The organism is Streptomyces sp. NPDC052107, assembly GCF_040680215.1.
GTDB lineage: Bacteria > Actinomycetota > Actinomycetes > Streptomycetales > Streptomycetaceae > Streptomyces.
Map to the genome: position 1 here is coordinate 1 of NZ_JBFAWG010000253.1, position 2,004 is coordinate 2,004.

Sequence of the window (2,004 nt, forward strand, 5' to 3'; positions counted from 1 at the left end):
CTCCAAGCTGAAGCGCGAGGTCGACCTCTCCAAGGTCATCGAGCGCCCGAGCGAGGGCGAGGGCACGAACTATCTGATCGTCGGCTCCGACAGCCGGGAGGGCATGTCGGCCGAGGAGAAGAAGCGGCTGCGCACCGGCTCCGCCGAGGGCAAGCGCACCGACTCGATGATGATCCTGCACCGGGGCTCAGGCGGCCCGACGCTGATCTCTCTGCCGCGCGACTCCCAGGTGGAGATCCCCTCCTTCAAGGGGTCCGAGTCCGGCAAGATGTTCCAGGGCACCGGCCGCCAGGTGAAGCTGAACGCCGCGTACGCCGAGGACGGCCCCGAACTCCTGGTCCGTACGGTCGAGTTCAACACGGGGCTGCGCATCGACCACTACGTCGAGATCGGCTTCGGCGGCTTCGCTCAGATCGTGGACGCGATCGGCGGGGTCGAGATGGACATCCCGAAGGCGTTCAAGGACAAGAAGTCCGGCGCCGACTTCCAGGCCGGCAAGCAGACGCTGAACGGCGAGCAGTCCCTGGCCTTCGTCCGCACCCGGTACGCCTTCGCGGGCAGCGACCTGGACCGTACGAAGAACCAGCAGAAGTTCCTCGCGGCGCTGGCGAGCCAGACGGCGACCCCGTCCACGATCCTCAACCCGTTCAAGCTCTACCCGACGATGGGCGCGGGCCTGGACACGCTGATCGTGGACAAGGACATGTCGCTCTGGTCGCTGAGCCAGATGTTCTTCGCGATGAAGGGCGTCACGGGCGGCGACGGTACGTCGATGAACATGCCGATCTCGGGCAGCAACGGCGGCAACCTGGTCTGGGACAAGGCGAAGGTGAAGCAGCTCGTGGAGCAGCTCAGGAACGACGAGAAGGTGACGGTCAAGGGCAACTGACCCCCCGTCACCTCCTCCTGGGGCGCCGGACCTTCTGGGACACGGGACCTTCCCCTACGACGACGCCTCCGCGCTCGACCCGTAGGTGATGGTCCCGTGCTCGTCCATGCGGGGGTGGATCTGGGAGCGGGGCCCGCCGCCGGCTGGCCGCCGCGCTGCCGGTGGACGAGGAGGGGGTGCTGCGCCCGGACGCCCGGATCGCGGAAACCTTGCGCCTGGGGTGGCGGCCGTGGCGGCTGGCGGCGGGCGTGATGCTGGGCCTGGCGTTCGCCACGAAGTGGAACGGGCTGTACGTGCTGGCCGCGTTCGGCCTGATGACGGTGTTGTGGGACGTGGGCGCCCGTCGCACGGCAGGCGCGGCGAAGCCGTATCTGGCGGTGCTGCGCCGGGACTTGGTCCCCGCGTTCGTCTCCACGGTCCCGGTGGCGATCGTCACGTACCTGGTCTCCTGGACCGGCTGGATCGTCACGGACAAGGGGTACTACCGGAACTGGGCGGCCACGGAGGGCAAGGACTCCGGCTGGAGCTGGCTGCTGCCCGACTGGCTGCGGAGCCTGTGGCACTACGAGACCCAGGTGTACGACTTCCACGTCGGCCTCACCTCGGGCCACACGTACGAGTCGAACCCCTGGAGCTGGCTGGTGCTCGGCCGCCCCGTCTCGTACTTCTACGAGGAGCAGACGGGCTGCCGGGAGTCGGCAACGGGCAAGTGCGCCGCCGAGGTCCTGGCCATCGGCACCCCGCTGCTCTGGTGGCTGGCCTGCGTCGCCCTCGCGTACGTGGTCTGGCGCTGGCTCTTCCGCCGCGACTGGCGGGCGGGCGCGATCGCGTGCGGCGTGGCGGCGGGCTGGCTCCCCTGGTTCTTCTACCAGGAGCGCACGATCTTCCTCTTCTACGCGGTGGTCTTCGTCCCGTTCCTCTGCCTGGCCGTCACCATGCTCCTGGGCGCGATCATCGGCCCGGCCGCGGGCAAGGGCACCCGCGCCGAACTGGGCCTGACGACGGCCGACCCGACCGGCGAACGCCGTCGCACCCTGGGCGCCATCGCGGCGGGCGTCCTGGTGCTCCTGATCATCTGGAACTTCATCTACTTCTATCCCCTGTACACGGGGACC

The 2,004-nt window shown here is 68.9% G+C and carries 1 protein-coding gene and 1 pseudogene; both read left to right on the forward strand.

All coding sequences use genetic code 11. The features are described from left to right. The coding region (locus tag AB0M27_RS47550) for an LCP family protein (protein WP_365732428.1) at positions 1–889 on the forward strand (889 nt) is incomplete at its 5' end. 131 nt (positions 890–1,020) lie between these two features. After that, positions 1,021–2,004: pseudogene (locus AB0M27_RS47555) on the forward strand (phospholipid carrier-dependent glycosyltransferase); the annotation flags it as partial.